This is a genomic window from Hydrocarboniphaga sp. (genome assembly GCF_028291725.1).
In the GTDB taxonomy this organism is placed as follows: domain Bacteria; phylum Pseudomonadota; class Gammaproteobacteria; order Nevskiales; family Nevskiaceae; genus Hydrocarboniphaga.
Genome location: NZ_JAQGNT010000027.1, coordinates 25096 through 50277, shown reverse-complemented (window position 1 = coordinate 50277; position 25182 = coordinate 25096). Strand labels below are relative to the sequence as shown.

Below are 25182 nucleotides of genomic sequence, written 5' to 3'. Positions count from 1 at the left end.
TGCGCAATCGAGGCCTCACGTCGGCAAAGGATTGCCGACCTACGAGCTGAGTAGGTTGGGGTGAGCGCAGCGAACCCCAACATCGGCACGGTGGCGAGATGATGGGTAGATGCCCGTCCCCGCCAGAGTTAGTGCCATTCCCGTTAAGTCGGTGCCGCATTCGTCTCGCGCAGCCGCAGCAGCGACTCCTGCAGGTTCATCGCCGCGCCGGCGATGGCGCCGTAGGCCGATAGCGCGATCCGCTTCGCGCGCGGCGTGCCGCCGGCGATGCGGTGGTGGAGGTTGTCACGGATGAAGTCGGGCCAGTTCGTCGAGGTCAGGCCGATGCCGCCGTAAGCGATGCACGGCCCGTGGACGCGCGTGTAATGCCACCAGCCGGCCGGAAAGAAAATCGTCTCGCCGGCCTTGAGCATCGTCCGGCAAGGGCGTGCCTGCGCGAACAGCGGGAAGCGCTGCGGATCGGGAGCCGCGGGATCGTCGATCACTGAGAGCTTCGGGTTGGCGGCCGAGGGATACATCAGCGGCGTCTGTTCCGGCGGATACAGGAAGAACTCCTTGTCGCCGAGAATCTGGGTGATGTGGCCGTGCAGGAACAGCGTGTCGTAATGCAGCTGGCGGAATACCGAGCCATGGCCGCCGAAGAACAGCTCGTGCGGCCGCGTGCCGCGCAGCAGGCTATGCCACATCAGCGGATGATTCAGGCGATCGATGCGCCCGAACCGCGGCTGCGGCTGCACGTCGGCGATCAGCTCCGGAAAGTGCTGCTGCATGTCGAAGTTGAACGGGTACGGCAGCGGCGGATCGCAGGGCCCGCGCTGCATCTGCGCGATGTATTCGGCGAGGCTCCAGCGGCGTCCGGCGATCGTCATCGTCAGTTCGCCGTAGTGGCGCGCGAAGAACGGCGGCGTCCAGCGCCGCCGCGCCGGCCAGGCCTCCGCGGCATCCGGAATCACCACCGGCCTTGCGGCGAGCACATAGTTCTCGAGCAGCCGGCGGCGCTCGTGTATCGAACAGCGATCGACCGGCAACGCGGCGCTCGCCATCTGCGCATCGGATGACAGGTCCATATTTCCCTCTCAGTCCTGGTGCGGCGCCGCCCAGCGCGGCAGCAGCCGGCCCTGGTCGTCGAAGCGGTAGTAGCCGTCCAGATAGCCGAGCGCGAACAACACTAGCGACTCGTCGTAGTAGTTCGCATTCTTCATCAGCTGCGATTTCGTGCGAGCCAGTTTCAGCCGCGTGCGCAGCGCATCGGCCAGCGGCTGTTCGCCCACCGCCTGCAGATACGGCAGCGCCGCGGCCATGAAACCGATCGGCGAATAGTCACCGGCGACCGGCTTGCCGCTGGCGACGTCGATCTTCTCCGGCGGCGCCTTGCGCTCGCGTACGATCTCGACGAAGCCGCGCAGTTTCGGCAACTGCTCGACACCGTCGCGGCCCGACATCGCCGCCCACAGGTAAACGCGGATCGCGTCGTAGCTGGCGGTGGGACGCTCCGGGTCCAACTCGATCGCGCCGTCCGGCGCCACGCGCACCAGATCGGGGGCGATGCCGTGCCGGAACATGTCCGGCATGCGCCGCTGGTAGGTGTCGAGGATCGGCATCCACGGACCCTTTGGATCGAGAGTGCCGAAGTAGCGGAACTGGAACGGCGGCACATACGAGGGATCGACGCGCAGGCGGCCGTCGTCGAGCTTGAAGCCGAGCGGTGCCGGCAGCAGGTATTGGTCATTGCCGACATCGGCGATCTCGTGCTGCGCGGCCAGGTCGAGCAGGTTCCTGCCCAGCGCCGAATACACCGGCGACTTCCACAGCCGGCCGGCTTCGAGCAGCGCGTAAGCCGTCCACAGGTCGCCGTCGGCCGCGGAGTTGGTGTCCTTGATGCCCCAGCTGCCGTCGTCGCGCCTGCCCCACAGCCAGCCGGGCAGCTGGGTGGCGAGCTGGCCGTCGGCGAGATTCAGCGCGGTCCAGTTCAGGATCGCATCGAAGCGCGGCCGGTCATTGGCGACCAGCGCGAAGAACAAACCGTACGACTGCCCTTCGGATGTGCTTTTCTGATCGAACGTCAGATCGATCACGCGGCCATCGGCCTGCACGAAACGTTCGGCGTAGCGGGTCCAGTCGTCCCAGCCCGCGCCGGGACTGCAGGCAGCGCAGATGCTGCTGAGCAGCCAGCCGAAAAGTATCCACTTGACCCGCATGATCGCTCCTTGATCGATGCCGTGGCGACGCGACGCACCCTGCGCAATGCCCTGCTCCGGCGCAGCTTAGGCGCAGCTTAATTAGGCGATAACGTCCACAGCTGAATGAATCTCGCCGGCTCAGGGACCCGCATTGAACAGGCGGCGGAACATCGTCGACACCAGGCCCAGCGTGTCGTTGCCGTGCAGCAGCCGGCCCTTGCCGCCGCCATAGATGCGCAGCACCAGGGACTGCTGCTGCTCCAGGCTCAACGAGACAAAGCGGCAGCCGAGGACGCTGTGGCCGTTGACGATGCGCGAGCGCATCCGCAGCACCTGGTAGGTCTCGCCAGGCGAGAACATCAGCGTCACCGCGGCGGTCGCGCTGCCGCTGTCGGCCAGCGCCACGTCCAGCGCCAGGCTGCAGCCGCCGAACGAGAGGTCGCGCAGTTCCACCGGCAGCTTGGAGCGGCCCAGCACCAGCCAGGCACGCGTTCCGGCGGACGCAAAACGCTCCTGCGTGCGCTGCCGCGGCAACTCGACGCAGGCCGCCGCGGTCAGGCTCAGCACCAGCACGTTGACGATGATCCAGAACAGGTTGACCAGGCGCGGCGCCGGGTCCAGCTGCGGCTGGAACTGCGGCGTCAAAGCCAGCAACAGGCCGAGCAGATTCAGCAGCAGGAACGCGAGCACCGGCGACAGCGCGCGCCAGTCGATGCTGATCTCGGTGCCGGTCAGGCCCTTCGGCGTGACCTTGAACTTGTGCTTCTCGTTGGAGAACAGGCCGGTGAAAGTGGCATGTATCGCAGCGGGCGCGATCAGCAGCTGGGTCACGTCGTTCAACACTGGCTGCAGGCTGCCGCGCGTGATCCAGGTCATCGCCGTCATGTGCAGCACCAGCCACGGCGCCATGTAGTACAGCATGCTCGGAAAATCCGCCTCGATCACCAGCATCCCGGTGGTCCAGTAGATCACCGGCGCCGCCATGAACACGTAGCGTGTCGGAAACGAAAACGCCCAGTACATGAAGGTATCGAACAGGTGCACGCGGTCCATCAGCTTCAGCCGATGACGCCGTGAGAACGGGTTGTAATGGTCGCGGACAATTTGCATCAGCCCCAGGCACCAGCGGTGCCGCTGCACGATGTATTCGCCGAGCCCTTCCGGCGCAAGGCCCGTGGTCAGCGGCTCGTTCAGATACAGCGTCTGGTAGCCGGCCTCGCGCATGCGCATCGACATCAGCATGTCCTCGGTGACGCTGTCCATCGGGAAGCCGTTGATCGCATCCACCGCCGCGGTGCGGATCACCGACGAGGTGCCGCAGCAGAACGCGGTGCCCCAGCCGTCGCGGCCCGGCAGCAGCTCGTCGAAGAAAAACCGCTGCTCGTCCGGCGCCAGGCCGGACAGCGCCAGATTCATCTGGATCGGGTCCGGATTGAAGAAGTGCTGCGGCGTCTGCACGATGCCGGCCTCGGGATGCACCAGATGCAAGGCCAGGCAGCGGCGGATGAAGGACGAGGTCGGCACGAAGTCGGCGTCGAGTACGCCGAGGAAATCCGGCTCGAAGCCGCTGGCGCGGATCGTCGCCAGGCCCGCATTCATGTTGCCGGCCTTGGCGCCGGCGTTGTCGGTGCGCGTGCCGTAGCCGACGCCGGCCTCGGCGCAGTAATCGCGCAGCCAGTCGCGCCGGCTGTCGTCGAGCACCCAGACGCGCACGTCGGGGTAATCCTGCACCAGCGAGCCGAGGATGGTGCGCTCCAGCACCACCAGCGGCTCGTTGTAGGTCGGGATCAGCAGCGCGATCCGGTACGGCGGTCGCGCACGCAGTGCCGGCAGCGCCGCTTCGACTTCGTGGGTGCGGTTGGTATGCCGCGACAGCGTCAGGTAGGTGATCACCGTCATCACCACGCTGCTGATCTCGAACAGCAGGAACAGGTACGGCCACAAGCCGGCCACCGAAAAGCCGAACGGCGGCAGCGTCTGGGTCAGCCGCCAGATCACATAGCGGGCCAGCAGCAGGCCCAGGCCGCCGAACAGCCAGGGCCGCAGCCGGCGATTCTCGTCATGCATCTGCGGCACCCAGCGCGCCTGGCGCAGACCGAAGACCGCGAACAGCAAGCCGGCCACCAGCATCACCGGCGCCAGGACGACCATCGTGTCCATTTCAGCTGCCCGCGGCGCCGCGGCTGAATTCGAGCTTGGCCTGCGCGCCGATACGACAGCCCAGCTGCGCCGGCTGGTCCGGGCGCACGACGACGCCGTAACCGTCGCTGCTCGAAGAACGGCCGAACGGGATCGCCATGCCCTGCGCATTCTCGATCGTCGGCCCGGTCAGCGCGATCACCTTGCCGCTGAGTTCGATCTCGGCGCCGTCCTCGATCCGCACCTCGGCATCGACCGCCTGCCCGACGTAGACGCGCTGAAAATCGCGCCGCGTCAGCGTCGCCGTCAGCACCACTTCCGAGCACACCGCGACCGCACCGAGCACGCCGCCCGCCGCGACGAAGCTGTTTTCCGGCGTGCGCCGCCAGACCACGCCGTCCGATACCGGAATACGGGCGTCGCGGCGGCGCTCCAGTGCCTGGCGGCTGGCCTGCTGACTCTTGCGCAGCGTGTCACGCAGCGCCAGCAGCCCCTGGCGGCGCGCTTTCTCGGTCGCCAGTAGCAACGCGAGTTCCTGAGCGCGCTGGTCGGAATAAATGCGATCGGGCAGCCCCTCGGTCAACTGCACGCCGCGGCCCAGCGCATCGCGCGAGATGATCAGGCTCTGCACCTCGGCCTGCTGCGCGGCGAGATCGGTGCGGGCCGCGGTCACGCGGGTCTGGGCGATGATCACGTCGCGTACCGCGATCGCGCGCTCGGGCAGTTGCTGAACGCGGTTCAAGTCGTCGATCAGCTGATCCAGCGAAGCCTGGCGGGAATCGGCGAGCGCCCGCGCCTGCGCGATCCGCTGATCCAGGAAACCGGTCTTGGCCCGCCCGAACTCGCTGGCGTAGCCGCGGAAGTCGCGCTGCGACTTGTCCATCGCCGCGATCTTGAGTTCGGCGCCGGCGAGTTCGGATTCGGTTTCCGCCAGCTTGTTGTCGACATCGACGCTGGGCGCGAGGTCAGCGCGCTCGTCTTCGACGCGCAGCTCGAAGCCGCCTGGAACCCGGCTGCCCAGCGGCGGCAAGGCGCCGGTAACCCGGCCCGGGATCGGCGACGCGACGCTGGCCAGCGCCGCGTTGACGTAGGCCTCGGTCGCCGTGGTGCGCCAGATGTTCTGCGCGAATGCGTACACCGCCAGCACCAGCAGCACCAGACCGCCGGCCAGCTTCCAATTGATGCGAACGCTACGCCAGGACCGCTTGCTCGGGTCCATATCAGGCTAGGGCCTGTTGGCAATTGCCCGGTATTCCCTGGCGAACAGCTGCTCCTCGATCATCGCGCAGATGATGTGCCCGACCAGGCCGTGCCCCTCCTGAATCCGCGGCGTATGCATCGACGGCATCGCCAGCACATGCTCGGCCATCTGGTGGATGCGGCCGCCGGCGCCGCACATCGCGACACGGATCAGGCCCTGCGCCTGGGCGACTTCCATCGCCTTCAGGATATTCCTGGAATTGCCCGAGGTGCTCAGGCCGATGAAAACGTCGCCGGCGCGGCCCAACGCCTCTACCTGGCGCGAGAACAGGCGCTCGAAACCGTAGTCGTTGCCGATTGCGGTCAGCGCCGAGGTGTCGGTGGTCAATGCGATGGCCGGCAGGCCAGGACGATCGAACTCGAAGCGTGCCACCAGCTCGGCGGCGACGTGCTGTGCATCCGCGGCGCTGCCGCCGTTGCCGGCGATCAGGATCTTGTTGCCGGCGCGATACGCCGCGACGCAGACCTCGGCGACCTGCGCGATTGCGCGCAGCAGTGCGCGGTCTTCGAGCATCTTCTGCTTGAACGCCACCGAGTCGGCGACGAAAGCGGCCACCGTGGCTTCGGTTAGCGGCAGCGGTTCGCTCATGTTCAGAGTCCTTTCATCGACGATGACGGCTTGATCGGGATCAAGGCCGAGTATAAGGCGCAGCCCCAGAATCGACTTGAAAGCCGCCCCCCTGACTCCAGATAGACGGCATCCGTTTCAACCAACGTGAGGACCTGTGCCCATGCGCATGGACAAACTGACCAGCCGTTTCCAGCAGGCGCTGCAGGAGGCCCAGAGCCTCGCCGTGGGCCGCGACCATACCGCGATCGAGCCGCTGCACCTGGCATCGGCGCTGCTCGACCTCGAGGACGCCGGCGCCGCGCCGCTGCTGCAGTCGGCCGGCGTCGATGTCGCCGGCCTGCGCAGCAAGATCATGACGGGCCTGGACGCGCTGCCGACGATCAGCCAGGCCACCGGCGAAGTCGGCGTCGGCCCCGAACTGTCGCGGCTGCTGAACCTGAGCGACAAGCTCGCGCAGCAGCACAAGGACCAGTTCATCTCCAGCGAGTTTTTCTTCCTCGCCGCACTCGACGACAAGGGCGCGCTCGGCCGCGCACTGCGTGAGACCGGCGCGCGCAAGGAGACGCTCAGCGCCGCAATCGACAAGCTGCGCGGCGGCGCCAAGGTCGACTCGGCCAACGCCGAGGAGAACCGCAAATCGCTGGATAAATACACCATCGACCTGACCGCGCGCGCGGCCAGCGGCAAGCTCGACCCGGTGATCGGCCGCGACGAGGAAATCCGCCGCGTGATCCAGGTGCTGAGCCGCCGCACCAAGAACAACCCGACGCTGATCGGCGAACCCGGCGTCGGCAAGACCGCGATCGTCGAAGGCCTGGCGCAGCGCATCGTCAACGGCGAGGTGCCGGAGTCGCTGAAGAACCGCCGGCTGCTGTCGCTGGATCTGGGCAGCCTGATCGCGGGCGCGAAATTCCGCGGCGAATTCGAGGAGCGCCTGAAGAACGTGCTCGCCGATCTGGCGAAAGCCGAAGGCACGGTAATTCTGTTCATCGACGAGATTCATACCCTGGTCGGTGCCGGCAAGGCCGATGGCGCGATGGACGCCGGCAATATGCTGAAGCCGGCGCTGGCGCGCGGCGAGCTGCACTGCATCGGCGCGACCACGCTCGACGAATATCGCAAGTACATCGAGAAAGATGCGGCGCTGGAGCGGCGCTTCCAGAAAGTGTTTGTCGGTGAGCCCTCGGTCGAAGACAGCATCGCGATCCTGCGTGGCCTGAAAGAGCGCTACGAAGTGCATCACGGCGTCGACATCACCGACGGCGCGCTGATCGCGGCCGCCAAGCTCAGCCATCGCTACATCACCGACCGTAACCTGCCGGACAAGGCGATCGATCTGATGGACGAGGCGGCGTCGCGCATCCGCATCGAGATCGACTCCAAGCCCGAGGCGCTGGATCGTCTTTATCGCCGCCTGATCCAGCTGAAGATCGAGCGCGAGGCGCTGAAGAAAGAGAAGGACGACGGCGCCCGGCGCTCGCTCGCGGCGCTCGAAGTCGATATCGAAAAGCTCGAGCGCGAAAACAGCGACCTGGAAGAAACCTGGAAAGCCGAGAAGGCGCAGGTGGCCGGGTCGGCCGGCGTGCGCGAGGAGCTCGAGCGTCTGAAGATCGAGATGGAAGCGGCACGCCGCGCCGGCGATCTCGCGCGCATGGCCGAACTGCAGTACGGCAAGATTCCGGAACTGGAGCGGCGCATCGCCGCGACCGCCACCACCGATCAGAAGCAGAAGTTCAAGCTGCTGCGCACCAGCGTCACCGAGGAAGAAATCGGCGAAGTGGTGTCGCGCTGGACCGGCATCCCGGTGTCCAAGCTGCTCGAAGGCGAGCGCGAAAAACTGCTGCGCATGGAAGAGGCGCTGCATCAGCGCGTGGTCGGCCAGGACGAGGCGGTCACCGCGGTCAGCAACGCGATCCGGCGTTCGCGCGCCGGCCTTGCCGACCCGAACCGGCCGATCGGCTCGTTCCTGTTTCTGGGACCCACCGGCGTCGGCAAGACCGAGCTGTGCAAGGCCCTGGCGAACTTTTTGTTCGACACCGAGGAGTCGATGGTGCGCATCGACATGAGCGAGTACGGCGAGCGCCACAGCGTCGCGCGGCTGATCGGCGCGCCGCCGGGCTATGTCGGCTACGAGGAGGGCGGCCAGCTGACCGAGGCGGTGCGTCGCCGGCCGTACTCGGTGATCCTGCTGGACGAGACCGAGAAGGCGCATCCGGAGGTGTTCAACATCCTGCTGCAGGTACTGGACGACGGCCGCCTGACCGACGGCCAGGGCCGCACCGTGGACTTCCGCAACGCGGTGGTGGTGATGACCAGCAACCTCGGCTCGCAGCTGATCCAGGACATGATGAGCACCGAGGCCGGCAGCAAGGATTACGCGGCGATCCGCGAGGCGGTGATGGCCGTGGTCGGCCAGCACTTCCGTCCGGAATTCATCAACCGCATCGACGAGTCGGTGGTGTTCCATCCGCTGGGCTCGCAGCAGATCCGCTCGATCGCCCGGGTGCAGTCGCAGCACGTGATCAAGCGGCTCGCCGAGCGCGGCATCACGATGGAGTTCAGCGACGCGGCGCTGGATCGCCTCGCGGAAGCGGGCTATGACCCGGTGTACGGCGCGCGGCCCCTGAAACGCGCGATCCAGACCCTGGTCGAGAACCCGCTGGCGCGGCGCATCCTCGACGGCGAGTTTGCCAACGGCGATCGGATCGAGGTGGCGGTGGACGGCGAGGCGCTGGTGTTCACGCGCAAGGCCGTCTGACGCGGGAACAATTTTTAGGCTGCCAATCCTGCAACTGTAGGAGCGGGTCGTACCCGCGACTGTGAACTCGACGGCACAGTCGCGGGTACGACCCGCTCCTACAGTTGCGGTATGAACAGGTCTCGCCGCGGTCGCGTCTCGATTCCCGGCCAGGTTTATTTCGGTCGAGAGCGCGGTGAGCCGCGACGCGATCAGTTTAGGCGATCAGTTTAGGGGTTAGCATTGCAGCCCTGTCAGCCAGGCCCACCAAGCCAACAGGAGTAAACCCCATGCAGATCCCCAACTCTCGCCGTCGGTTCCTCGGCCTGTGCGGCGCCGCCGCGCTGGCCGCGATTCCCGCCCGCAGCTTTGCCCAGGCCGCGGCGGCCAAAGTCGATCTCAACGATCCGACCGCCAAGGCGCTCGGCTATGTCGAGAACGTCGCCAGCCTGAAGCCCGGCCAGGAAGCCGCCCTGAAGACCGGCAGCCATTGCGGCAACTGCGCGCTGTACACAGTCGCCCAGGAAGCGGCCGGCCACGCCCCCTGCGGCGCTTTCGGCGGCAAGCTCGTCGCCAAGACTGGCTGGTGCCGCGCTTACAGTCCCGCGGCAGCCTGATCGGCCGATCTCGTCGCGCCTGCAGCGCTCGAATGGCTTGGTAAAAACAGCTCTTTTTGTCGCGGCAGGAGCGGCGGGTGACCGCTTTGGGTAGTTATGCTGATTGACGGTTCAGGTTCCGTTCGCCGATAACTCCAGCGAGCTCGGACGGCGGTTGCGGACGGCCTCGCAGGGAGGTCGGCGCAGGGAATGCGCGTGGATTTTTCATCGCATTCTTGGGGATCAGCGTGAAAGCTCGCGTTTTCGTTTTGTCTTTGTCGCTCGCCGCATCCAGTACCTACGCCGCCCAGCCGTCAGCGCCTCGCTACGAGGCGAGCCCGCAGCGCCCGAACTTCGATTCTTATCGCGCCTCGCTGGCCACGGACAGCCTGGCGTCACCGCCGGTCTCCGCCAAGCGCGCGAGCCTGCAGTCGCGAGTCGCCGCGCAGCGCAACGCGCAGGGCTACGCATCGAGCTTCGATGTGCAGACCGGCAGCGCGCCGTTTCTGTGGGCAGCGCCCGCGCTGCCCCGCGCCACAGTCGGCGCGCTGAATCGCCGCGCGCTGCCCGAAGCGCTGGGCCGCGCCTACCTGTCGACCCAGGCCGGTCTGCTCGGCCTGGATCGCCAGGCCATCGAGGACGCCCGCGTCACCGACGCCGGCCAGAACCGCCAGGGCACGATGATCGCGCGCTTCCAGCAGCGCGTTGACGGCATCGACGTGTTCACGCGCAGCCTCAACCTGCTGATGGATTCCAGCGGCAGGCTGATCGCGACCAGCGGCGGCTTCCACAAGCCGCGCGGCGTCACCGGCAGTTTCGCGTTGAGCCAGAGCGCGGCGATCAGCAAGGCGATCGCCGATCTCGGCGGCCATCTGCCGGCCGGTGCACTGAGCAGTTTCAAGACCCTTGACGACTACAGCTGGTTCGCGTCGGCCACGAACTCGAGCGACTACGTGCTGAGCCGCGCTGTGCGCGCCAAGCGCGTCTATTACCCGGCTGCCGATGGCCTGCAGCCCGCGTACTACATTGAGGTGATGGGCGCGCCGGCCGGCAGCCATCGTCGCGACGCCTACGGCTACGTGATTTCCGCGGCCGACGGCAGCCTGCTGTTCCGCAAAGACCTGACTGCCTACGAGAGCTTCACCTACCGCGTGTTCGCCGACACCGACGGCATCAACCAGCCCTACGATCAGCCGCTGGGCAATGGCTATGCGCCCTACCCCGGCACCGGTCCGGCCGATTTGATCGCGCGCAGCGGCGTCGCCTCCAGTCTGGTCACGCTGGATCACTCCCCGGCGATCAGCACCGGCGATCCCTGGCTGAGCGCGGATGCAACGACGACCACCGGCAACAACGTCGACGCCTTCCTCGACAGCGGCCTGCTGCTCGGTGTCGACGCGACCAGCCTGGTGACCGACGGCTACCAGGCCGGCACCGGCGACCTGCGCACCACATTGACCTCGGCGAATACCTTCGACTGGCCTATCGCCGCCGACGACGATCCCTCTACCGACAACGCCAAGAACGCGGCGATCGTCAATCTGTTCTACATGAACAACTGGCTGCACGACTGGTGGTACGACCACGGCTTCAACGAGGCCGCGGGCAACGCGCAGACCAGCAACTACGGCCGCAACGGCAGCGAGGGCGATGCGATCTCGGCTCAGGGACAGGACGCTTCCGGCCGCGACAACGCCAACATGTCGACGCCGGCCGACGGCGGCTCGCCGACGATGCAGATGTACTTGTTCGACGGCTCGATCCACGGTGAAGTCAAGGTCACCGCGCCGACCGCGGGCGAGCCGCTGGTGTTCACCCAGGCCTCGTTCGGGCCCACCGAATTCGACGTGAGCAACATCGCTGCTCTCGCCAGCGAAAGCGACGGCGATTCCACCAGCGACGGCTGCTCCGCGCTGCCGGCGGTGCCGGTGGTCGGCACCACCTTGCCGGCTACGCCCGACTTGAATCTGAGCGGCAAGATTGCGCTGATCGACCGCGGCACTTGCGCGTTCACGACCAAGGAGCAGTTCGCGACGCTGTCCGGCGCGGTGGCGATGATCGTCATCAATAACGTCGACGGCTCGCCGATCGTGATGGGCAACGCGGATCTGCCGACGCTGCCGATCAACATTCCGCTGCCGACCACCGACACGCTGTACACGCTGCCGGCGGTGATGATCGGCAAGGCCGACGGCGACGCGCTGAAAGCACGCATCGCGGCTGGCGAGACGCTGACGATGCACGTGCAGCGTCTGCACTCGATCGACTACGACGGCACGCTCGACGAGCAGATCATCGCGCACGAATTCTTCCACCACGTCAGCAACCGCCTGGTCGGCGACGGCTCGGGCCTGTCCAACACCCAGGGCGGCGGCATGGGCGAAGGCTGGAGCGACTTCGACGCGCTGCTGCTGACGATCCGGCCGGAAGACGCGCTGGTCGCCGGCAACGAGCACTACCAGGGCATCTATCCGCTGGCGTATTACGCGGTGCCCGGCATCGTGCCGGTAGCGCCGTTCTATTACGGCATCCGCCGCATGCCGTATTCCAAGCAGTTCCAGTACAACTCGCTGACGTTCAAACACGTCCAGGACGGCGAGCCGCTGGCGGACACGGCACCGGTCGCCTACGGCCAGGACGGCGCCAGCAATTCCGAGGTGCACAACACCGGCGAAGTCTGGGCGCAGATGCTGTTCGAGTGCTACACCAACATCCTCGACAACGGCGAGCACAGCTTCGAGCAGTCGCGCAGCAACATGATGGACTACGTGATCGCCGGCCTGAAGATGACGCCGTCGCAGCCGACCATCACCCAGGCGCGCGACGGCGTGCTGGCCGCCGCGCTGGCTGCCGACTTCGGCGACTACAACGCCTGCGCCCGCGGCTTTGCCAAGCGCGGCGCCGGCATCGGCGCGATCGCGCCGGCGAGCACCAGCACCGACAACACCGGCGTCACCGAAAGCTACGTCGCGCTGATCGCATCGACACCGACGCTGGCGCCCGGCATCGGCGGCGACGTGCTCGACTTCACGCTCGACTCCTGCGACCAGGATGGCGTTCTGGACGCCGGCGAATCCGGGATACTGAGCTTCGAGCTGATCAACAACGGCGGCTATGAGCCGGGCCAGACGCTGAGCGGAACCCTGAGCACCAGCTCCGCCGGCGTCACGCTCGCCAACGGCGGCAAGCTCGGCTTCGCGGTCGGCGCGGTCGGCACCACGTCCAAGGCCACGGTCAAGGCTACGCTCGCGTCCAGCGTCAGCGGCCCGCAGACGATCGCGCTGACGCTTAAGCTCGATCCGCCGGCCAGCCCCGATCCGGCGGTGCAGTATCCGGAGCCGTCGAGCTACGCGCTGATCGCCAACGCCGACATCGCGCGCACTTCGGCCACCGACGGCTTCGAATACGCGGCGCTGTCGTCGCCGGACTGGGCGGTCGCCAGCACCGGCACCAGCGAGGTCTGGGCAATCACCGACCAGAACGCGATCACCGGCAGCGGCAACGCCTGGTTCGCGCCCGACGAGGCCAGCGCCGCCACGCTGGATCTGACCAGCCCGCTGTTCACGGTGCCGGCGGGCGGCCGCTTCGCGTTCTCGTTCGATCACGAATACGATTTCGACGCGGACCTGCTCGTCAAGTACGACGGCGGTGCGATCGACGTCAGCGTCGACGGCGGCGCCTGGCAGGATGCGGCGGCCGCGGGCGCGAGCTTCGCCAGGGGCTACGACGGCAACATCAGCGCACTCGGCCGCAGCGGCTACGGCGGATCGTCCGGCGGCGTCGTGCACGAAACCCTGGACTTCGGCAGCACGCTGTCCGGCCACACCGTCAAGCTGCGCTTCGTGCTCGGCAGCGATGCCTCGGTCGGCGGCGCCGGCTGGATCATCGACAACGTCGTCGCCACCGACGCCGGCACGCCGTTCAACCAGATCAGCAGCGACAACGGCATCTGCGCGAACCGCGCGCCGGTGGCAATGGCCGGCGACGACTTCTCGGCACCGGAACGCAGCGGGTCCGGCCTGAGCCTGTCGACGATCACACTGGCCGGCCAGGCGGCCGATCCGGAAGGCGCGGCGGGCTTCACGGTGAAATGGACGCAGACCGCGGGGCCGATGGTGACGCTGACGAACGCCAGCACGCTGACGGCGAGCTTCGTGTCGCCCAGTGTTTCCGCCGACACCGCGCTGCGCTTCCGGCTGACCGCGACCGATGGCGGCGGACTCAGCGCCAGCGACGAGGTGCAGGTGACCATCGTCAACGTCAATCGTCCGCCGATCGCCAATGCCGGAGCCGACGGCAGCGGCAGCACCGGCCTGGCATCAGCGCTGAATGGCTCGGCTTCGAGCGATCCGGACGGTGATGCGCTGAGTTACGTCTGGAGCCAGGTCAGCGGCCCGTCGGTGACGCTCTCAGGCGCGGGCGGCGCGTATCCGAGCTTCACGCCGAACGGCGACGGCAGCTACGTGTTCCAGCTGACGGTGACCGATCCGGCCAACGCCAGCAGCAGCGACGAAGTCACGGTACAGGCTGGCGGCGGCTCGTCGGGCGGCAGTTCCAAACATCACGGCGGCGGCGCACCGAACCTGGCGCTGCTGGCGCTACTGGCGGCGGCGGGCGGCCTGCGACAACGCCTGCGTAGGTCGGCAATCCCTTGCCGACCTGAAACCCCGATTGCGCATCGGGCTTCGCACTGACTGCCGACCTAGTCCACTGAATCACTGAAATCGACGGTGCTGTCCACCCGATGCGGGCGCGCTGCTGCGTTGCAAATGCTCGCGATACCTACGGGTATCGCTGTGCTTTGCGCCTTGCATCGCATCCCGCCTCGGGCGTCCCTCACCGCCAATTCCAATGATCCAGCGGACTAGAGCTTTGGAGATCGACGCGGCGGCGCTCATCCGGTGAAGTGATTGCGCCCTGATCCATGAAACATGGCAGCGACGCTCTTCATCAGGTCATAGGCGGCGCTGCTGCGGCGGATCGCGTAGCGCGGCGCGAGCGTGCCGCCGAAGCCGGCGAAGAAACGCGCCGAGCCTTCGCTGGAGACGCCGTCGAAATCGAACAGCAGTTCGCGGCGTGCGGCATCCCGGATCGCATGCCATAGCAGCAGGCTGACCGCACCGTTGTCGTGAGCGTCGCGATCACGCGTGGACAGGAAATACCACAGGGTCTGGCTGTCCCAGACATAGAACACCGATGCGCTCGCCTGGCCGCGCTCGTCGCGCGTCATCAGCATGCGGCCGCAATCGCGAGCCCGGCAGGCTTCGAACAGCGGCGCGATCAGGCCCAGATCAAAATAGGCATCGCGACCGCTTGCACCCAGATTGTGGCTGTAGAACGCGCGGAATAATTCAGGATCGTCGATATCTTCGACGCTGTTGCGCTCGGTGCTGCGGCGGATCACGTTGCGCGTCTTGTCGCGCATCGCCGACCATAGCTGCGCTTCCGGCGCGGGTGTGATCTCCGAGGTGAAATGCGCCGTCGCATCGAAGCCGCAGCCCTGGAATGCAATCACGTCCTCTACCTGCCGGTGGCAGCTCTGCCAGAACAGCGCCAGCTGCGGCAACTTGCCGGCCAGCTCTTTCATGATGTCCAGGCGATTCAGCATCCGGGTATTGGTGCTGCCCCGGCCTGGATCAACCGCAGGCCCGAGCACATGGGTCAACTGCGGCATTACCGATACCTTGAAACCGCGCTGCCGGGTGATCAGGTACGGCAGGCGGCCGACGACGCGGCCATTGCGGCTGACCTCGGCCAGTTCGCAGCGGCCGCGACCGACAATATCGAGCCACCAGCCCTGGTGGAAAATCGTCGGTGCCAAGGAGTCCGCGTCCAACATGCCGGCGCAATGCGCAACCGAACTCACGGCAGGCCGCACCCGGTTGTCCACGCCGGGAACGCAGAGGCGTTCGACAGCCTGCTTCTCCACGTCTGCATGCCGAACGGAAAAACCAGGGAAAAAATCGACTCTCTGCTCCATATTCAAAGCAGTGGCGTCATCAACTGCCACGCGCGTCTCCTTTCAAACCCTGCACCGCCGGAACGCCCGGGCCATGCCCGGCCGGGACGTTGTCGTCGCGAGTCTTCCCTGACTCGTCTGTCGCATCGTTTCACAGCCGAATGGACGCATGCTGAACATGCCGCAGCCCCGCCGCCATCATCAGTCCACGCGGACGAGGAGACGATCGATCAGATATCGGGTATGTAACGCTTTTTGCCGCGCCCGATGATGGAATCAACGGGGCGCTCGAGTCGTAGGTCGGCAATCCCCTGCCGACGCGAGGCAGTGATTGCGCATCCAAGGGTACACGTCGACAAAAGACCGGCCTACGATGAGCGCCGCAGGTTGACCAGCGCGATGCCGGCCAGCACCAGCACGGCGCCGCCAATGAAGCGGGGATCAACCGGGTCGCCCAGCAGCAGCACGCCGAAGCTGACGCCGAACAGCGGTGTCAGGAATGAAAACGCCGACAGCCGCGACGCGAGGTAGTGCCGCAACAGCCAGAACCAGGCCAGGAAACTGGCAAAGGCAACGCCGATTCCCTGGAATGCAAGGCTCGCCCAGGCCACCGGCGTCATCGTCACCGCATGCCACTCGCCGATTAGCCCGCCGGCGATCAGCAGCAGCAGCGCACCGACCGCGAGCTGATACAGCAGCGTCTGCATCGGCGGCGCCTCGGACAGCGAGGAGCCGCGAATCAGCAGCGTGGTCGCCGCCCACATCAGGCCGCCGACCACGCCAAGCGCATCGCCGATCAGCATCTGGAGCGAGTGCCGGTCACCCGCGCTACCGGCGGCGATCCCGGCCGCGAATCCATCCGAGAACGCGAGTGCGATGCCGGCGAACGCGAGCAATACGCCCAGCCATTGCACCCGCGTCATCCGCTCGCCGGCGACGAAGAAGTGCAGGCCGAGCGCGGTAAAAATCGGCGCGGTGTAGACGAACACCACCAGGTGCGAGGCCGTCGTGAACACCAGACCGAGCCCGACCATCAGGAATTCGCCGGCAAACAGCGCGCCGGCGCCGAGCCCGGCGAGCAGCCGGCCGTCGCGCAGCGAGAACGGCTCGCTCCGGGCCCGCATCAGCGCAATCAGCAGAATCGCCGCAATCAGCGAGCGCAGGCCGTTCTGCATCACCGGATGCAGCGACGGCGCGGCGAGCTTCATCGCAATCTGCTGAAAACCCCAGCAGGCGCACAGCACGATCATCAGGCCGACAGCGAGGCCGTCTAGAGGTTTACGCAGGCTGGACATGTTCTTGAGAGTGGGAAACGGCCGGCTCGCCGGCGCGGCGTCATCAAGCTTGACGATGAGCCCGGTGCAGCGCCGCGAAATACTGGCCCCACATGCTTTCACAATGGAGCGCGCGATGAAACCCGGCCGCGGCCCGTCAGCAGACGATTTCGGCGCCGCACTGAAGCAGTTCCAGGACGATTACCCCGCCACCGAACCGGCAGGCTTTGTGGTTATGCGCTTCGGCCTGACGGCCGAGCACGCCGCCGTGCTCGCGGCGCTGGCCGACGTGTCGCGCCGCACCGGCGTCACCCTGCTACGCGCGGATCACCACCGCTATCACCGGCAACTCTTCGATAACGTCTGCGTGTATCTGCACGGCTGCGCATTCGCCATCTCGGTGTTCGAGGACGCCGAAGACCGCGGCTTCAATCCCAACGTCGCGCTGGAAGTCGGTTATCTGCAGGCCTTGAACAAGCCGGTGTTGCATCTGAAATCGTCGTCGCTGAAGCAGATGCCGACCGATCTGCAGGGCGCGCCCTGCTGCCGCTACGATCCGGCCGGCATCGACGAGGTGACGCGTGCGTCCATCGCCGACTGGATCATGCAGCGCATCCGCGCAGACCAGGCAGATTTGCAGGCGGGCGCTTCGATGCACCCGTTGCCGATCGTCGATCTGCGGCCGCGGCAGCGATGGCAGGCGCATCTGACCCCGGCGCTGCAACGCGTCCAGTCGCTTTCACGACGACTGACCGGCTCGGGCATCGGGGCCATTCAACGGACAAGAAAAAGCCCCGTACCAGGGAGTAATACGGGGCCCCAAGTGCCGGACGGGTTAGGCCGGCCTTATGTCTTCCCAGGGAGTGAAGAAGACGGGTCCAGATTGCGCTTGACATAGGGCCCGGTGGGCGCAATGCCGATCAACGGTGCGGTTGAACCGGCCGACCTGCGCTTGGCATCAGGTTTTGGGGATCGGTACCGTCGCAGGCATCCAATTGCAGCAAGGCCATGCGCCGGACTCGGCCGGCACGCCGTTCGTCGCTGCGATGTCGACCTCCGGCTCGGCGAGTCGCTTCAGGCAGGCGGCGCGATGACCTGTCCCGATGACTGCCTGAGCGCAGCCAGCAGTGAATGGGCATTGAGAACCAGCGTACCGATCAGCGTCGCGGTAGCGACTGCGTAGGCGCCATGTTGGTTGACGCCAAAGAGGGCGATGATCAGCGCGATCACCGCGCTCAGGCAAAGCGCTTGCAGGACGGGCTTGTAGTGATACGTCGTCATGAACCGAAGTGCAGGCCTTGCCGCGGCGTTGATCCACTGCGCCGCGAGCAAGATCACGAACAGCCCCGTGAGTTCCGCATAAGGTGCGCCCAATTCGCCCAGCAGCTGCGGCACGAAGATCATCAGAACGAAGCTGAAGCCGGATGCGGCCAGAGCCGACAGCACGAGGTTGGCTACGAGACGGCCACGTTCCGTGCTCAGGGTCTCGATCAGACGCGACGCGATGTTCAAACCCAGAGGCACGAAAACCAGCGCAGGCATCATCAGTTCAACCGCCAGCGCGAGGCGCAACGTCACCGCGACTTCAGCGATCTGCAACGCCGGCCCGGCGATTGCGAGCACGCACAGCGGGCCCCATTGCAACGCCGAAAACGCGAGGCCCGCGATGCCGTAATCGAAGGCGGCCAGGCCGTAGATCTGGCGCCAGTCCGCGACGCAAGGCTGGGGCACGCCGCGCTTGAGACCTGCCGGAAAGACCTTGCGGACCAGCAGAATCCCGATCACGGACGCGACCGCGGAACCCGCAACGAAAGCCCACGACATCATCACCAGCGCGTTCTCCGGCGAAGCAATCAGCCCGGACAGAATGACCGCCAGGTTGACCGCGTAGGCGCTGATGATGGTGCTGCCGATCGAACGGCGGGCCGCGCGCAGGGCGCTCGAAAGAAACAGCGCCACAGCCAGGAATGGCACCGCCAGCACAAAGGGCAGGAAGGTATCGAGGAACGCCCGCAGCCGCGGCTCCATGATGTCGAGGTCTGCGATGACGACCAGCAGCACGCCGCAGACCAGGACGCAGCGGATCGCGATCCGCTTGCTCAGCGCCGTCAGCAGGTCGATGACCGGGATGCAGGTCTGCTGAGCGCTTTCGCCCAGGACGTAGCGCAGGACCAGCATCTCGTACTTGCCGCGCAGCAGCGAAGCCAGCGCCAGCGCGATAACGAAGCCTTCAAAATAGATGCCGACCGCCTGCGGTGCCAGCGCCCGCACCACCACGACCGTCGCAATCACCTGAAGAGCCGCGCCGGTCAGGCGCAACGCCAGTTCGCCGGCAGCGTTGACGCTCTGGTCGACGGGACTGCCCGGCGCCGCTTTTCCCATCACTATCGTTGTCATTGCGCGTTCTCCTCGCTGGTGCGGCTTCCGGTCTTCATGCCGGTTTACCTCTTCACACTTCGACCGTAACGAACGGCCGAAGTGCTGTCAAAACCCGTAGCTCAAGTGACGAATGGCCACTTACTGTGGCACCAAAGAAGCGGAGTGCTCCAGCGAACCGCCGCCGAGCGCCTTGTACAGCGTGGCCATGTTCTGCAGGCGGGACAGCTCCAGGCTCACCACGCCTTGCTGTGCACTGTACAGCGCCTGCTGCGCAGTCAGTACCGGCAGAAAGCTGTCGACTCCGCCGCGGAAACGCACGTCAGCGAGGTGATACGCATCGGCAGCAGCTGCCTGGAGTTCGCGCTGCGCCGACAACTGCTCGTCGAGTGTCTTCCTGGCGGCCAGCGCATCGTCGACTTCCTTGAAGGCACTCTGCAGAGCCTTTTCGTATTGGGCGATGTTGACGTTCTTCTGGATCTTGGACAGATCGAGATTCGCCTGGTTGGCGCCGCCGGCGAAAATCGGCAGGCTGATCTGCGGCGAAAAAGTCCAGGCCGTGGAGCCGTCCTTGAACAGGCCGGAGAGCTCGGTGCTCGCCGTGCCGTAACTGCCGGTCAGACTGATGCTCGGGAAGAACGCGGCGCGCGCGGCGCCGATGTCGGCATTGGCGGCGATCAGCTGGTGCTCGGCGGCCAGCACGTCCGGCCTGCGCGCGAGCACCTCGGACGGCAGCCCGGCCGGCAGATCGGCCTGCAGCTGCACGGCCTCCAGCGGAGCGCTCAGGTCCAGATCGTCGGGCAGCGGGCCACCGATCAGCAGCGCGAGCGCGTTGCGGTCCTGCGCGAGCTGTCGCGTGTAAGCGGAAAGGTTGGCCTTGGCGGTATCCACCGCGATTTCCTGCTGCCGCGCCGCCAGCGCCGTGGTGGCTCCGGCCTCAAGGCTGCGGCGAATCAGCTCGTAGGAAGCGCTCTGGCCTTCGAACTGGTCACGCGTGACTTTCAGGTTTGCCTGATCCGCGAGAATGGTGAGGTAGCTGCTGGCGACTTCCGCGATCAGGCTCAGCTGCATGCCGCGCCGTGTCTCTTCGTAGCCGAGATACTGTTCGAGCGCCGCGTGATCCAGGCTGCGGATGCGGCCGAACAGGTCGATCTCGTAGGAGGTGAAGCCGACGCCGGCATTGAACACGCGTGTGATCACGCCGCTGCTGGTCGTCGCGGTTCCGCCCGATGCCGCGGCCGCCGAGGCGCTGGAGCTGATGACGCTGCCAGGTGAGCGCTGCACTTCTTCGGTTCCGGTAGCCGCGATGGTCGGCAACAGGTCCGCGCGCTGGATGCGGTACTGCGCCTGCGCAGCCTGCACGTTCAGCGCCGCCACGCGAAGATCGCGATTGCTCTGCAGCGCCAGTTCGATCAGCCTCTTCAGGTTGGGATCGGGGAAGAACTCGCGCCAGCCGATGTCCGCCGCAGTGCCTGCCGCGGCTGACGATGTGCCATCGGTCCAGCCCGGCTGCACTGGCGCCGCCGGCCGCTGGTAGTCGGGTTCCAGCGCGCAGCCCGCCATCACCGACACTGCAAAAACGAAGGCGGCGAAAACGCCGGTTCCGAGGCGCGCGTTCATGCCGATGCTCCCGGGCTGTCGCCGTCCTGCGGCGGCTGCGGACCGGGACGATCGTCTTCGGCCGATTCGTCCGGGCCGGTTCTGGTCTTGAACAGCGTCAGCACCGAGACGAAGAACACCGGTACCAGAAACACCGCCAGGATGGTCGCGCTGAGCATGCCTCCGATCACGCCGGTGCCGATGGCGACGCGGCCGCCGGCACCGGCGCCGCTCGCGATCGCCAGCGGCAGCACGCCGAGAATGAAGGCGAACGAGGTCATCAGGATCGGCCGCAGGCGCTGGCGCGCGGCGTTGACCGCTGCGTCGATCAGACTCTGGCCCTGCTCGTGGTTCTCCTTGGCGAACTCGACGATCAGGATCGCGTTTTTCGCGGCGAGACCGACCGTGGTCAGCAAACCCACCTGGAAGAACACATCGTTGGAAAGACCGCGGGCCAAGGTCGCGAGCACCGTGCCGATGATGCCCAGCGGCACTACCAGCATCACCGCGACCGGGATCGACCAGCTCTCGTAGAGCGCGGCCAGGCACAGGAACACGATGGTCAGCGAAATGCCGTACAGCATCGGCGCCTGCGAGCCGGACAGGCGCTCCTCAAAAGACAGGCCGGTCCACTGGAACCCGGTGCCCTTGGGCAGGCTGCGCTGCGCGTCCTCCATCGCCTTCATCGCGTCGCCGGTGCTCTTGCCGGGCGCCGGCGCGCCGAGGAATTCGAGCGATGCGGTGCCGTTGTAGCGCTCCAGCTTGGGCGAGCCCAGCGTCCAGGTCGCAGTGGAAAATTCCGAGAACGGAATCATCTGGTTCGAGGCATTGCGGACGTACCAGTGATCGAAATCCTGCGGCGCCATCCGCGTATCCACATCGCCCTGGATGAAGACTTTTTTCACACGTCCGCGGTCGATGAACTGGTTGACGTACGACGAGCCCCAGCCGATCGCGAGCGTAGAGCTGATGTCGGCGATCGACAGGCCCAGCGCGCTGGCTTTTTCCCAGTCGATATCGAGCTTGTACTGCGGCTCGTCGTCGAGTCCGTTAGGGCGCAGCATGCCGATGGCGGGATTCTTGCTCGCCGCCTGCATCAGCTTGCCGCGCGCTTCCATCAAGGCGTCGTGGCCGAGGTTGGCACGATCGAGCAGTTCGAAATCGAAACCGGTGGCGTTGCCGAGTTCGAGCACCGCCGGCGGCGCGAACGCCGCCACCTGCGCGCCGCGGATCGATGCGAAATGCTTCTGTGCGCGTGCCGCGATTGCGAGCACGCCCGCATCTTTGGCGCCGCGCTGACTCCAGTCCTTGAGGCTCACGAATGCCAGGCCCGAACCCTGGCCGTGCCCACCGAAGCTGAAACCGCTGACCGTGAACACGCCGTTGACCGAGGCTTTCTCGTCATTCAAGAAGAAGTCGCGCACCTGGTCCAGCGCCTGCTCGGTAAGTTCCACCGAAGTACCGGCCGGCTCTACTACCTGCACGAACAACACGCCCTGATCCTCGTCCGGCAGAAAGGATTTGGGGATCAGCAGAAACAGCCCGCCCATCACGGCGACGATGACGACGTAGACCAGCAGATAGCGGCCCGTGCGGCGCGTCACGTGGCCGACGCCAGCGGTATAACCGTGGTTCATCCGATCGAAGCTGCGATTGAACCAGCCGAAGAAACCATGCTCGTTGTGCGCATGTTTTTCGTCGGCCGGCTTGAGCAGCGTTGCGCACAGCGCCGGCGTGAAGATCAGCGCGACCAGCACCGACAGCGACATCGCCGAAATGATCGTGATCGAGAACTGGCGGTAGATCACGCCGGTCGATCCACCGAAAAACGCCATCGGCAGGAACACCGCCGACAGCACCAGCGCGATGCCGACCAGTGCGCCGGTGATCTGGCCCATCGACTTGCGCACCGCTTCCTTGGGCGAGAGCTTTTCCTCGGCCATCACGCGCTCGACGTTCTCGACGACGACGATCGCGTCGTCCACCAGCAGGCCGATGGCCAGCACCATGCCGAACATCGTCAGCGTGTTGATCGAGAAGCCGGCGATGGAGAGGATGCCGAAGGTGCCGAGCAGCACCACCGGCACTGCGATGGTCGGGATCAGCGTGGCGCGGATGTTCTGCAGGAACACGTACATCACGAGGAACACCAGCACGATCGCCTCGAACAGCGTCTTGACGACTTCCTCGATCGACACGCGCACGAACGGCGTGGTGTCGAACGGATAAACCGCTTCCAGTCCTGGCGGGAAGAACGGCTTGAGTTCCTCCAGCGTCGCACGCACCGCCTTGGCCGTATCCAGCGCATTGGCGCCGGGCGCGAGCTTGATCGCGAGGCCCGCTGCAGGCTTGCCGTTGTATTTCGAAGCGACCGAATAATTTTCGCCGCCCAGGCTGACGCGGGCGACGTCGCGCAGGAGCACGCGCGCGCCGCTGGACGTCACTCGCAGCAGGATGCGCCCGAACTGGTCCGCCGACTGCAGTCGCTGCGGACCGATGATCGTCACGTTCAGGCGCTGCCCGCGCGCCGCCGGCAAACCGCCGATTTCCCCCGACGCGATCTGTACGTTCTGCGCCTGCAGCGCACTCGAAACATCGGTCGGCGTCAGTCCGTAGTTGTTGAGCTTGACCGGATCGAGCCAGATGCGCATCGCGTACTGCGCGCCGAACAGCTGGAAATCGCCGACGCCCTTGGTGCGGCTGATCGGATCCTGCACGTTGGAGGCGATGTAGTCGCCGATGTCCTGGCCGTCCATGCTGCCGTCGGTGGAGACGAAACCGACCACGACCAGGAAGTTCTTGGTCGCCTTGGCCACGCGGATGCCCTGGCTCTGCACTTCGGCCGGCAGCAGCGGCGTCGCCAGCTGCAGCTTGTTCTGCACCTGCACCTGCGCGGTGTCGGCATCGGTGCCCTGCTCGAACGACAGCGTGATCGTCATGCTGCCGTCCTTGTCGCTTTCGGACGAGAAATACAGCAGGTGATCGATGCCATTCATCTGCTGCTCGATGACCTGCGTCACCGTGCTCTGCACCGTTTCGGCAGACGCGCCGGGATAGCTCACGCTGATCGAGATCGCCGGCGGCGCGATGCTGGGATATTGCGCGATCGGCAGCGTCGTCACGGCGAGCGCGCCGCCGAGCATGATGATGATCGCCAGGACCCAGGCGAAGATCGGCCGGTCAATGAAGAAATTGACCATCGGGTGAACTCCAGTGGCTCTACTTGCCCGGCTGCGGCGGCGTGGAGCCGGCCGGAGCCGCAGGCTTGACGCCCGGCGCTGGCGGCTGGAATTCCTCGGGCGTGACGACGGCACCGGGCTTGACGAACTGCAGGCCTTCGACGATCACCCGGTCGCCGGCCGCAAGCCCGTCCGCCACCAGCCACTGATCGCCGATCGTGCGGTCGGTCTTCAGCTGGCGCATTTCCACCTTGTTTCCGGCGCCGACGACCATCGCGGTCGGATCACCTTTCTGGTTGTGCGTGATGGCCTGTTGCGGCACCAGCAGCGCATCGCCACGCTGGCCTTCCTCGATACGCTCGGTCACGTACATGCCGGGCAGCAGCAGCTTGTCGGGGTTGGGAAACAGCGCGCGCAGCGTCACCGAGCCAGTGCTCGCATCGACCGAAACCTCGGCGAACTGCAGCTTGCCGGCACTGGCGTAGCCGCTGCCGTCTTCGAGCGTGAGATGGACCTCGGCCTGATTGTCGCCGGCGCTGCGCAAGGCGCCCGCCGCCATTTCACGCTTGAGCCGCAGCAGCACCGCGCTTGGCTGCGTGACATCGACGTAGATCGGATCGAGTTGCTGCACCGTCGCCAGCGCCGTCGTCTGGTTGGCGGTGACCAGCGCGCCCTCGGTGACCGATGAGCGCCCGATGCGACCCGATATCGGCGACAGCAGCCGCGTGTAGACCAGGTTGATCTGCGCCATGTCCAATTGGGCCTTGCTCTGCGCGGCCGTGGCGACGGCGTTGTCGTAATCCTGCTGGCTTACGGCGTTGATGGCCGCGAGTGGCTTGTAGCGATCGACCTGCTGTTGGGACGACAGGGCGGTGGCCTTGGCGCTCTCGTAGGTGGCTCGATACGGCGCGGGATCGATCTGGTACAGCTGCTGACCTTCCTTGACGTCGCCGCCTTCACTGAACATGCGCTTCTGGATCAGGCCGTTGACCTGCGGACGGATGTCTGCCACGCGGTAGGCCACGGTCCGGCCCGGAAGATCGGTGGTCAGGGTCACCGAACTCGGGTGCAGGGTCACGACCTTGACCAGTGCAGGCGGCGGTGGTGGCGGTGCCTGCTTCTGCCCGCAGGCCGCCAGGCTCATCAGCGCCACGGCGAAGCCCAGTGCCAGACCTCGTGGCGCCACATACCGGAAACGACTCACCATGGACTCTTCCTTGAATACGAACTGCATGGGCGAACACACCTTGGCCGGCTCGAAGCGAGTTTGCCGCGCGTCGCCCATTCCGAATCAGCCGGCCGATAATCGCAT

Annotated in this window: 15 protein-coding genes; 4 read left to right on the top strand and 11 right to left on the bottom strand. The window is 66.1% G+C overall.

Features of this window, described 5'->3' with window-relative positions; genetic code table 11:
• Positions 1 to 143: 143 nt before the first annotated feature.
• The 5 genes from JWQ90_RS07865 to JWQ90_RS07845 all read right to left on the bottom strand — a co-directional run bounded on the left by JWQ90_RS07865 (position 144) and on the right by JWQ90_RS07845 (position 6168).
• A complete protein-coding gene (locus JWQ90_RS07865; protein ID WP_299691734.1) occupies positions 144 to 1067 on the bottom strand; it encodes a cupin-like domain-containing protein in 924 nt (307 codons plus the stop codon).
• A gap of 9 nt (positions 1068 to 1076) precedes the next feature.
• Complete coding sequence (gene bcsZ / locus JWQ90_RS07860; protein ID WP_299691731.1) at positions 1077 to 2198, bottom strand: cellulose synthase complex periplasmic endoglucanase BcsZ; 1122 nt, start codon at positions 2196 to 2198, stop codon at positions 1077 to 1079.
• 120 nt (positions 2199 to 2318) lie between these two features.
• Positions 2319 to 4340 (bottom strand): glycosyltransferase, encoded by a 2022-nt coding sequence (locus JWQ90_RS07855; protein WP_299691729.1) that lies wholly within the window; start codon positions 4338 to 4340, stop codon positions 2319 to 2321.
• Position 4341: 1 nt separating this feature from the next.
• Positions 4342 to 5538 carry an HlyD family efflux transporter periplasmic adaptor subunit gene (locus tag JWQ90_RS07850; RefSeq protein ID WP_299691726.1) on the bottom strand — a complete coding sequence of 399 codons (1197 nt, stop codon included), beginning with the start codon at positions 5536 to 5538 and terminating at the stop codon, positions 4342 to 4344.
• A gap of 6 nt (positions 5539 to 5544) precedes the next feature.
• Entirely contained in the window at positions 5545 to 6168 is a 624-nt protein-coding gene (locus JWQ90_RS07845; protein ID WP_299691724.1) for a D-sedoheptulose 7-phosphate isomerase, read from the bottom strand.
• A 142-nt stretch (positions 6169 to 6310) separates the two neighbouring features.
• On the opposite strand from JWQ90_RS07845, the gene clpB reads away from it, so the two are divergent.
• From clpB to JWQ90_RS07830, 3 genes are all read left to right on the top strand, one after another.
• Positions 6311 to 8908, top strand: coding sequence for an ATP-dependent chaperone ClpB (clpB, locus tag JWQ90_RS07840; RefSeq protein ID WP_299691721.1), 2598 nt, complete (start codon positions 6311 to 6313; stop codon positions 8906 to 8908).
• Positions 8909 to 9177: 269 nt separating this feature from the next.
• The gene (locus JWQ90_RS07835) at positions 9178 to 9504 is read left to right on the top strand and encodes a high-potential iron-sulfur protein (protein ID WP_299691719.1); all 327 of its coding nucleotides are present in this window, start codon (positions 9178 to 9180) and stop codon (positions 9502 to 9504) included.
• 227 nt (positions 9505 to 9731) lie between these two features.
• On the top strand, positions 9732 to 14177 hold the full coding sequence (locus tag JWQ90_RS07830) for a M36 family metallopeptidase (RefSeq protein ID WP_299691716.1): 4446 nt from the start codon (positions 9732 to 9734) through the stop codon (positions 14175 to 14177).
• 200 nt (positions 14178 to 14377) lie between these two features.
• Here the strand turns inward: JWQ90_RS07830 and JWQ90_RS07825 are convergent, their stop codons facing one another.
• Positions 14378 to 15493, bottom strand: a complete 1116-nt coding sequence (locus JWQ90_RS07825) for a GNAT family N-acetyltransferase (RefSeq protein ID WP_299691713.1) — start codon at positions 15491 to 15493, stop codon at positions 14378 to 14380.
• Between the two features lie 317 nt (positions 15494 to 15810).
• Entirely contained in the window at positions 15811 to 16737 is a 927-nt protein-coding gene (locus JWQ90_RS07820; protein ID WP_299691710.1) for a DMT family transporter, read from the bottom strand.
• 115 nt (positions 16738 to 16852) lie between these two features.
• On the opposite strand from JWQ90_RS07820, the gene JWQ90_RS07815 reads away from it, so the two are divergent.
• Entirely contained in the window at positions 16853 to 17614 is a 762-nt protein-coding gene (locus tag JWQ90_RS07815; protein ID WP_299691707.1) for a hypothetical protein, read from the top strand.
• Positions 17615 to 17790: 176 nt separating this feature from the next.
• Here JWQ90_RS07815 and JWQ90_RS07810 read toward each other — a convergent pair whose 3' ends face one another.
• From JWQ90_RS07810 to JWQ90_RS07795, 4 genes are all read right to left on the bottom strand, one after another.
• Positions 17791 to 19098, bottom strand: coding sequence for a hypothetical protein (locus JWQ90_RS07810; protein ID WP_299691705.1), 1308 nt, complete (start codon positions 19096 to 19098; stop codon positions 17791 to 17793).
• Positions 19099 to 19233: 135 nt separating this feature from the next.
• Entirely contained in the window at positions 19234 to 20712 is a 1479-nt protein-coding gene (locus tag JWQ90_RS07805; protein ID WP_299691703.1) for an efflux transporter outer membrane subunit, read from the bottom strand.
• Positions 20709 to 23891: an efflux RND transporter permease subunit gene (locus tag JWQ90_RS07800; protein WP_299691700.1), complete on the bottom strand. Its 3183-nt coding sequence runs from the start codon at positions 23889 to 23891 to the stop codon at positions 20709 to 20711. The genes JWQ90_RS07805 and JWQ90_RS07800 overlap by 4 nt, the downstream gene beginning before the upstream one ends.
• A gap of 19 nt (positions 23892 to 23910) precedes the next feature.
• On the bottom strand, positions 23911 to 25077 hold the full coding sequence (locus JWQ90_RS07795; protein WP_366919465.1) for an efflux RND transporter periplasmic adaptor subunit: 1167 nt from the start codon (positions 25075 to 25077) through the stop codon (positions 23911 to 23913).
• Positions 25078 to 25182: the final 105 nt, after the last annotated feature.

Excerpts from the sequence above, each read along its gene's own strand:
- JWQ90_RS07865 (WP_299691734.1), bottom strand. The coding sequence starts at position 1,067 with ATGGACCTGTCATCCGATGCGCAGATGGCGAGCGCCGCGTTGCCGGTC.
- bcsZ (WP_299691731.1), bottom strand. The coding sequence starts at position 2,198 with ATGCGGGTCAAGTGGATACTTTTCGGCTGGCTGCTCAGCAGCATCTGC.
- JWQ90_RS07855 (WP_299691729.1), bottom strand. The coding sequence starts at position 4,340 with ATGGACACGATGGTCGTCCTGGCGCCGGTGATGCTGGTGGCCGGCTTG.
- JWQ90_RS07850 (WP_299691726.1), bottom strand. The coding sequence starts at position 5,538 with ATGGACCCGAGCAAGCGGTCCTGGCGTAGCGTTCGCATCAATTGGAAG.
- JWQ90_RS07845 (WP_299691724.1), bottom strand. The coding sequence starts at position 6,168 with ATGAGCGAACCGCTGCCGCTAACCGAAGCCACGGTGGCCGCTTTCGTC.
- clpB (WP_299691721.1), top strand. The coding sequence starts at position 6,311 with ATGCGCATGGACAAACTGACCAGCCGTTTCCAGCAGGCGCTGCAGGAG.
- JWQ90_RS07835 (WP_299691719.1), top strand. The coding sequence starts at position 9,178 with ATGCAGATCCCCAACTCTCGCCGTCGGTTCCTCGGCCTGTGCGGCGCC.
- JWQ90_RS07820 (WP_299691710.1), bottom strand. The coding sequence starts at position 16,737 with ATGTCCAGCCTGCGTAAACCTCTAGACGGCCTCGCTGTCGGCCTGATG.
- JWQ90_RS07815 (WP_299691707.1), top strand. The coding sequence starts at position 16,853 with ATGAAACCCGGCCGCGGCCCGTCAGCAGACGATTTCGGCGCCGCACTG.
- JWQ90_RS07810 (WP_299691705.1), bottom strand. The coding sequence starts at position 19,098 with ATGGGAAAAGCGGCGCCGGGCAGTCCCGTCGACCAGAGCGTCAACGCT.
- JWQ90_RS07805 (WP_299691703.1), bottom strand. The coding sequence starts at position 20,712 with ATGAACGCGCGCCTCGGAACCGGCGTTTTCGCCGCCTTCGTTTTTGCA.
- JWQ90_RS07800 (WP_299691700.1), bottom strand. The coding sequence starts at position 23,891 with ATGGTCAATTTCTTCATTGACCGGCCGATCTTCGCCTGGGTCCTGGCG.
- JWQ90_RS07795 (WP_366919465.1), bottom strand. The coding sequence starts at position 25,077 with ATGGTGAGTCGTTTCCGGTATGTGGCGCCACGAGGTCTGGCACTGGGC.